The 9,451-nt window shown below is 27.3% G+C and carries 4 protein-coding genes and 1 pseudogene; all 5 read right to left on the bottom strand.

All coding sequences use genetic code 4. From position 1 onward, the window contains the following. Positions 1–19: 19 nt before the first annotated feature. Positions 20–1,186 (bottom strand): hypothetical protein, encoded by a 1,167-nt coding sequence (locus tag R7X45_RS03710; RefSeq protein WP_318055955.1) that lies wholly within the window; start codon positions 1,184–1,186, stop codon positions 20–22. A gap of 275 nt (positions 1,187–1,461) precedes the next feature. Next, a complete protein-coding gene (locus tag R7X45_RS03705; protein ID WP_318055954.1) occupies positions 1,462–3,102 on the bottom strand; it encodes a class I SAM-dependent DNA methyltransferase in 1,641 nt (546 codons plus the stop codon). Between the two features lie 35 nt (positions 3,103–3,137). Next, positions 3,138–6,239 (bottom strand): type I restriction endonuclease, encoded by a 3,102-nt coding sequence (locus R7X45_RS03700; protein WP_318055953.1) that lies wholly within the window; start codon positions 6,237–6,239, stop codon positions 3,138–3,140. 184 nt (positions 6,240–6,423) lie between these two features. Then, positions 6,424–7,440: an Mbov_0400 family ICE element protein gene (locus R7X45_RS03695; protein WP_318055952.1), complete on the bottom strand. Its 1,017-nt coding sequence runs from the start codon at positions 7,438–7,440 to the stop codon at positions 6,424–6,426. 1,053 nt (positions 7,441–8,493) lie between these two features. After that, positions 8,494–9,451, bottom strand: a pseudogene (locus R7X45_RS03690) (hypothetical protein); the annotation flags it as partial.

Genomic DNA, 9,451 nt, shown 5'->3' with positions numbered 1-9,451 from the left:
TAAACGATAATTTATTTGTCTAGTCTTCAATAGTGATTTGACCATTTAAAAGAAGCGGTAGTAAATAATCGCGAAGGGATGTTAAGTAGATTATTTGCTGTGAGTTTTTCGCAATTATATTTTTTATATTTAAAATGTTGAATTTCTTTGAAATTTCTTTATTGTATGGAAATTTGTACGATAGTATGGATTGCGAACTAACAATAGGCATTTTTGTTCCTTGAGATTGACTAATAGCATACTTGAAAAATGAATCACTAGATATGGTTATAAGTGCGAAATTATAATCATATTGAAATTTGGGTATAAATGAATGTATTGTTCCTGCAACCACTCCATTGAAAGGTGCTATACCTGCTTTACGAAGATAAGGTCTAATCGACCCAAAAAGAATATCTCCTTCAATCATTGTAAATAAATTAGTTGAAAAATTGCTACTTGTATTAGCAGTTGTTAAAGATATAGAATTTTGAGGCATAACACTTAAATCTATTGTAGGCTCAATACTTTTAAAGTTAAATGGATTAGATTTTTTCAATATAATGTCAGACATTTTTTTAGCACTTCAACCATTAGGGATATATCTCTTTAATTCTTCATTAAATACCATTTCTCCACCCGATGATTTGTGTGGATTTCCATTTTCATCAGGAAAGTCAAATTGAGTAAACCAATAATCATAAAGTAGTTTGGCTTGCTTCTCTAAATTATCGTTTATTTTATTATTTAGTTCAATTTTTTTATTAATGAAGTAGATAAAATCACCTATCTTTTCCTTATTTTTAACATCAGGTATTGAATAGTTCATAATATGATTTTTATCACAACGAGGCAATATTGAACCTTTTACCCCAAGCATTGCATATTGAAAAAAACTATCATTTAAAAGGTTCGCATAAATATATTTCCCAAATCTAGATTCTAATGGTTTTATAACCAAAACGTCAGGACTTGCTAACCCGCTTTTATCTGCTAGTCAAATCTTCTTTAAATAAGGACCAATATTACCTAGCAAAATATCATATTTCTCAAATTTAGTATATTTCCCGGTTTTTGGCACAAACGAGGAAGGTTTAATACCCTTTTTATTTGGCAAAATGTTTTCAACACCAACATAAAAAACATCAAGACCATCAATACTTAATTTTTCATTTGAATAAATTGCATAATTCATTAATTTTTTCATTCCACCACCTTAAAATCATTGTTATGTCTAATATTTAATGTACATATTAGCCTTATTTTCCTTTGTTAAAACGTAGTTTTTAGTACTTTAATACAAGGTTTTTATTTATTATAACTTTATAACATCACAATTCAATGTCTGTGTCTTGGCTTGGTATCATCTTTAACTTAGAATATTAAATAAGCACATTAGTTTTGCCCGTTGTTGCAATCAATATCAACTTCAATTTATCATTTAGTGCATCATATTCATTTGTCTAGGCACAAATAAAAATGTTATGAAATATTATTTTTAGATAATTTTAAATTTTGCAGTTGTTCCATTATTTCTTTTTGAAGCTTATCTCCCTCTTCAAAATATTTTTGAAGTTCGCTTTGATATTTATTCATTTTGGCTTCAAATTCTTCTTGGGTTATTTCAACATAATCGATTTTAATATCAAAATACTGACCGGCTGACAGTGAGTAGTTTTTTTCTTTTATATCATCATATGAAACTGCTATTGAAAAGTCGTCAATTGATTCTTTCTTGTTAAATGTGTTTATTATTAACTCAATATCTTTTTCAGTTAATCTTCTTTTTTTGTTTTTTCCATCTTTATAATCTTCGCCCAGTTTTGAGGCATCAATCAAAATTACTTTATCGTGACTTCTAGCATTATCAAAGAATAGTACTGTAACATTAGTGCCTGTATTTGCAAAGACATTAGATGGCATACTCACACAACCATAAACTATTTTCTCATCAACAATTCTTTTTAAAATTTTACTTTCAACACCCGATTTAGATGTGATAAATCCCGTTGGAATAACAATTGCACCTTTACCTGTTTCATTCTTTAATGAATTAATAACATGTTGAATAAATAAAGTATAAATTGCCATACTATCTTTTTTCTTTTGCGGAACTTTAGGCACGCCACCTCAAAAACGCTCAGGCATAGTAGATAATTTTTCTCTAGTTTCTGAAAAATCTAATTTAAAAGGTGGGTTAGAAACAACAAAATCAAACTGTCTTAATGATTTGTTGTCATCGCTTCTGTGATATGGAGAGGTCAAAGTATCTCCTTGAATAGCGTTTTGTAATGAAGAAACTAATCCATTTAAAATCAAATTAAATTTGAGCATCTTATTACTTTTTTGTGAAATATCTTGAGTGTAAATAGTGCATCTATCAATACCTATGCTGTGTGATAATGCCATTACAAGCGTACCTGTCCCAGCAGAAGGGTCATAAATTTCAATGCTATTAAACTCTTTTTGTTCACCAATAAGTAATTTTGCCATTATTTTTGCAATTGATTGAGGGGTGTAATACTCTGCGTATTTTCCACCTCCATTTGTGTTGTAGTCCTTTAGAAGATATTCAAACATATCTGCAAAAAAATCATAGCGTTCACCAAAAGCTTCTTCAAAAGAAAAATTAACCAATTTATCAACTAATGCACTGGCAAAATCTGACCTTTTGATATCGTCAGTAACATAAACTGTAAGTTTTTCAAAAATAGGGATTCTTGTTTTATTAACAGTTTCTGTTGCAAAAATTGCTTCATTTTTAGCAGCTATTTCTTCCATTGTTGAATCGAAAATTTGCGCAAAATTCTCCTTTTTTTGCTGATTTCAAAGGATGGAAATTAAATGCTGGGGATCAAGAAGCGGAACATCCGCATTAAGTCTATTAAGTAATGATTTTCTTGTTTTTTCGCTCATATTAGCATAAGATTCATCTCATTTGTCTGCGACTTTTAATTCAGGACTAACTTTTTTAATTTCATATCCAAACTTATCATTTATGAATTTATAAAGAAAAACCTGGGTGATTACCTTATACTCGTTACCATCATTTCCAATTCCATAATGCTGACAAGTTGCTTTTAATGCATCAATTAAACTAATTGTCTTTTCTTTTAAGTTCATGTATTATTTCCTTATTCTGTAAATTATTGTTTGATTTAACTAGTGTATTCCTCTTGAATATTATTAATAATGAATTCAGTATATTCATTTTCTTCATCAAAAATCCTATATATTGTGCTACTAATTGTTTTTTTAAAGTAACCTTGATTTTTTAAAATAGAATTCCTATTATAAATTTCATTATCTATGTTGTTTTTTATCATTTTTAACACATTCATTATTTCATTGTTTGAAAGAATTAATTCGTATTTTTCATCAGAGTGTTTTTTGTTGAACTCCAAAATCCGTTTATGTATACGAACAAATCTTTGGTCATTGTCATACTTGGTTAGTAAATTGTTATTATCTTTGTTAATTTTTTTTATATTAGATAATTTTTCATCCAAAAATGTGGAATATTCATTGAATTCATCCATATTATCAATATTATTAACAATATTGTAACCTCTTTCAGCAAGTTTCGCTCTTATTATTGAAACTAAAGATGAGTACTCTGGATCTTTTTTATCGATATTTGCTTCCACTTCTCTTAATAGTTGAACCAATTTTTCCTTTAATACATTTGTATCTGTAGAAACAATTTTTAATTCATCTTTAACTGAAGTTTTTTTAAATATGAATTCAATATTATTCATAATTTCGTTTATAGATGATTGAAATGATTCATTATTTTTTAATGCAAGTTTTAGGTTTACTGTATTTATTCTCTTTGTAAGTAGATTAATCAAAATTGGTAGATTTCCAATTTTGATTTCATTAAATTTTTCCTTCAAAACTTCATCGCCTCAAGTTCTAACCAAATTAAATGAATCTCTTGCACTAAATAATACATTTCTTAAGTCGATTAAATGTTTTTTATCGTTAATTTCAGATATTTCTGAATCAAAAATTTCCAGATTGTTAATTGTGTATTTAAATAATTTGTTCGATGCATTTTTTACATTTTCAATTAATTTGTCTTTATCTTCAAAAATGCTATTTAACAGATCATATGATTCTACATCACTTATTTTTTGTAATTCATCAAGGTATGCCTTGTTTGTATCATCAAAATTTTTCTTAATATCAGCAAAATCAATAATATAACCGTATGTGTTTTGTTCATATGGTCTATTAACGCGAGTTATAGCTTGTAGCAATGTATGGTCAGTTAATTTTCGACCAAAATATAATTTTTTTAGTCTAGGTGCATCAAAGCCAGTTAAAAGCATGTTAAAAACAATTAAAATATCAATATTTTTCCCTTTTTTAAAGTCATTGATATACTCCATTCTGGTGGCCTTATCATCAATGTCATGTAAAATTAGAGCTGCTTTTAACTTGGTTTTTCCAAATTCATTATCGTCTGCATTGCTTTGGATCTTGTTGAAAAATTCATATATTTTTTCCGCTTGGTTGCTTGTTTCACAAATAACCATGCCCCCTAATGAATTGCTCCCGCGAGAAATTCGAAATTGTTTAAAATCTCTGATTATGAATTTTGTAAGTTCCTCAACATATGAATCATGCTCAATAATATAAGACTTTTTTACATCTTTTTTTTGCGCTAATTCTTGTAGTTGTAGACTATCATATATTTTTTCTAGTTTAAATTTACATGAAGTTTCAACGTCTTCTCTGATAATTTTTAGTGTATAACCATCTTTTATAGATTTATCATAATAATATGTATGAATATAATTGCCAAATATAGACCATGATTCTTTATCTTTTTTTAAAAGCGGTGTGCCAGTTAGCGCAATTTTTATTGAGTCAGTATCAGCATTAAATAAATTTGCTAAAAAACTACCGCCCTTTTTATAACTTCTGTGGGCTTCATCTATTATAAAAATTCTTTGTAAATTTACTGAGTAATCAGGAATATTGATCTTATCTTTTTCATCAAATCGTTGGATATTAACTACGGTTATTTCCATTTTTCCATCATTGCCTTCGGTAGCATGACTTGTTTGGAATTGTGCCATTAATTCTTCTTTATTGGGATGTGTTTTAACTGACAAACCACGATATTCAAATTCTTGTTTAGCTTGTTCTAGTAAATCCAATCTGTCGACAATAAAGTAAAATTTAGCAACTTTGTTTTGCCAAGAAAAATAGTCGGTCAAATATTTTATTAAATAATATGACAATGCAGTTTTTCCACTCCCTTGAGTGTGTCAAATAATTCCTGACTTTTTACCTTTATTAAGGGTATCGCCAACCGCTAATGTAGCTAGCAATTGTTGATATCGCATTATGTGTTTTAGACTAAATTGCTCGATATTGCCATCTACTTCTTTATTATAGTTTAAATAGGCAATACCGTATTTAATGATAAAAAGCAATCTTTCTGGAGAACATAAAGATGTGATAATTCTATTTGTGGGGGTATTAAAATCTGAATTTATTTGGTATTCCGGAGCCCCAAGTAATGAATGGGCATTAAAATCACTAATGATTTGTTTTTCTATACGTTCATCTATAGTTCCATAAGGATAGTCATTGATAAACTTGTCTGAATCTTCTCTAAAGCAATTGAAAAACGCTTTTTCCTTTGCCGCTGTGCTGTAAAACGCGCCCTCAACTGGTGCAATACCATCAAGATTATCATATTCCATATTATTTGAAAAAATCATTAATTGGCTAATGTTTATATATCTTCTAAATTTGGCATTTGGTAATCTTTTTTTATTCATCCTCTGGGCTTCAGCAACGACACCTCCAGGATTATTAGGTGTTTTAACCTCGATAAAAACTAAGGGTAAACCATTAATAAATAAGGTTATATCAGGTCTTAGTTCTTCACCTTCGTTACGGTAAGAAAATTCTCCTGTGAAATGAAAGGAGTTGTTTTCCTTATTATCAAAATCTATTAATTTTTGATTATATGAGATTAAACGGTTATAAAAACTCATTCCTAAATCATCATTGTTTAGGTCGTGTCTTATTTGGTGTAAGACCTCGTTAAAATCACCATTAAAAGTCGGATTTAATTGAAAAAATTTTTCTTTAAAAATATCAACAGCAATATTGGTAGTAGCATCATATTCAAATGATTTTTTACTATCAGAATTTCTTCCAAGATATTTATATCCAAGTCTTAACAAATGCACTAATGCAGGTATTTGAACTCTTGTTTTTTCGTTAAATTCAGCCATAATTTATATTATCCTTGGGTTACCTCAACTTTTCCGCTTTTTTGCTCGACATTTTCTTTAGTATTATTTGAACTAATGTTTTGAATTGTCTCTGACTTTGGAACAGATAAACTACTTGACTGATCAAAAAACTAGTGAAAAATCGACCCGATTAAGTGTCCAAGTTCTATATTTTTTCTCCATTTTACATTTTCATTTTTGGGCCATTTTTTTTATATTTTTCTTCTTGTTCTAGAAAACCACTAAATTCATGTTCTAAGTGATTAAAATCAAAAATATCGCTTTGATTATTTTCTTTTTGCATTATTAATTTGAATATTTTAAAACTGTCTAGATCAAGACTTAAATTATTTTCTTCAAGCCAATTTTTCATAAATTCAAAGTCGTTTTTTTGTAACTCTTCTATTAATTCATCATAATCATTTATTGATTTAGTAATTATTTTTGCATCAATATTAATCGGAATTATTGGCTGTTCTAATGAATTATATTGTTTAATAATTTCCATTGAATTAAGCCCTTTTTGAATGAATTTATTTCTTTTAATTCATTTTAATAAAGGCGAATAAATTTTTTCTTCTTCGTATTCTTTCTTAGCAAGCGATAAATTATTTCTTAAAAGATTAAGATTTTGAGGATCTCTTTCTTTTTGCAAGACGTCCATTTTTAGTTTTATTTCTAGTGATTTTGAAGAATTATTGTAGTCTTTTTTAAGATGTCAGTCGCTAGCATATAATACTTTTGGGATGGCTTTTTGAATATTTACATCATAATTTACATGTGTAAAGACTATAAACGGTGGCTTTTGATTTAGAAAAGAATTGATAGTATTAAAAATTTTGTTTACATAATAATAATCTAATTCTTGAGTATCCCAAATTTTAGTTTGATTTTTCTTTAAAAACTCATCCAAATCATCTTTGTCTATATAAAAAATTTGGGAACAGTCAAGATATGAGTCTTTTCTAAATAATGTTTTTGGTTTGTTTGCTTTGGGTATCTCAATTTCACTTTTTAACTTTTTTCTAATTTCACCGTTTTTTTTATGTTTTGAACGAGCTTTAACATAGTAATATAAATCAGTATTTGAGTCATAAAAAATAACAACAGGATGAGCTTCTATTGTTTCTTCAAGACTAGTAAAAATAAGAGAGTCGCTAAAACTAATGGGAGAAAATTTTTTTACTAGTTTTTCAGTCATCTCAATTTCCCCCTTTGGATAAAAATTTATTCTTATAAATTTAAATTATAAAGGAAAATAAGTTAAATTTTCCTAAAAATTTTCCCTTTTTTTAAAAAAATTTCTAATATAAAATAAATAATTATGTTTTACATATCTGAAGAAAAAACAACTTTAATTGACAATTTAATAGAAAAAATCAAAGCAGAAGATGAAAAGTTTTTAAAAAACTACGCAAACAAAATCTGACCTTATTAGTAAAAAAATAAGAAAACCTTCTAAATTTGTCAAGAGCAAATCACAAGTTTAATAAAAAAATCAAGTTGCTAATTTTTTAAGAATTCTTAGGTCCTGAGCTTGACAGTTTGATGGCAAAAATTCACTTTTTAGTGAATACAAATACGCAAAAATACCTGTAAATCCGTTTTTTTGGCTTAATGGCTTAAAATCTTAATTTTTATTATTTTGAAATTAATCTTTTGCAAAAAAAATGTTTGGTCTAAGAAAAAATTATGTTATAATAAGTCTCACTAAGAATAATTAATAAATTTGATATTGAATTAAGGGGGAATTAGTTATGTTTTTGCAATAAAAAAATCAGAAAATGCGAATTTTCCATTATATTTTTAAGTATGATGGTATGCCTTAAATTTAACCGTTTAGAAATCTTCAAATTTAAGGCTTTTAATCATTGTTCTTTCAAAACTTCATATATTTTTTTAGGCTCAATGTAAGTAAAAACGAGTTTTCTATTTACATTGAGTTTAAATAGCAGTTGTATTTTTTTATGATTTTTGTTGTTTTATCCATAAATTGATTTTTGCCAGTGTTTTAAAATAGGTAATTAACTTTTGCCAAAAAGTTAAAAAAGTGACCAAAAGGTGACTGTTTAAAATTATCTCATCAAACCGGGAAACTCGGGAGGCACATTTTTGTAAATAAACATAAATTCAACTAACAAAATTGCTATTTTTAAATAAATAAGAATGTAAAAACAGGTTAAAAATTTTAAAAATAAAGTTAAATCTTTTATCATTATATTTATTAATTATATTTATTAATTATCAAAAAGATTTACGATTCTCCATCTATCTCAAGAAATTTTTTGCTCTTATGACCGCGAAAATCTACTCTTGCAATTTCATCATAATATTCAGACCAATCATCAGAATCTCAAGAAAAGAGAAGGTGTGGTTGTAAAATTAATTCTTTTTCTCCCTGGCTATATAAATTAGTATTTTCTAGAAAGCGTCTAAAATATTCAAATTCATGGTCTGTTTCTTTTAGAAATTTATTCAAGGCATCCCGATATAAAATTAATTCTTCCATAGATGATCCAATCACATTTTTAATTAAATTATTTTGCCTTGGTGGTCATGAGACAAAGAATGCCGGATCCTTGCCATCACGCAAAAAAATATCTTGTTCAAGTTTGACTAATTTTTGTTTGAAATAATATTTTAAAATTTCGTATTTACCTTGATAAATATCATCATATAAATTTGAATGTCCAAATCAGTAATAAATTTTTTGACCATCGACATTCAGCAAAATGAAATTTTTTAATGCGATTGGCAAAATCCGTGCTTCTCCAGCTCCATAGGCGGAGTAGTAAAATGGTTGAAATCAAAAAACTGGCTTTTTTGAGTTAAATTGGGAAATTATTTCATCAAAAAGTCCATATTCTTGTCCACCAAAGTAAAAAATTTCGAAATTTTCAAGTTTTAATTTTGCTCAGCTTGGCAGAATATAAAAATCAGGTTTATGGGGATAAAAATCTAGATCTTCAAGTCAATATTTAGGACCAAATAAAATTTGCAACAAATAAATTAATTCGATTTTATTTGTCCAATTATTCGCATTATCATAATAATTTTTGCCGTCTTCACCAAAAAGTTTGACGCAATACTTTCCATACTCTGAACCAAATTTATCAAATCAACTAAGAATAAATTTATCACGATTTTCAATGTTTAGATTAAGCTTTTTAATCCCATATTTTTCAAATTTTTTAAGCAAATTTTCATAAGTT

Source organism: Mesomycoplasma ovipneumoniae (assembly GCF_033343935.1).
Lineage (GTDB): Bacteria > Bacillota_I > Bacilli_A > Mycoplasmatales > Metamycoplasmataceae > Mesomycoplasma > Mesomycoplasma ovipneumoniae_G.
This window is presented reverse-complemented; position numbering and strand designations above follow the sequence as displayed.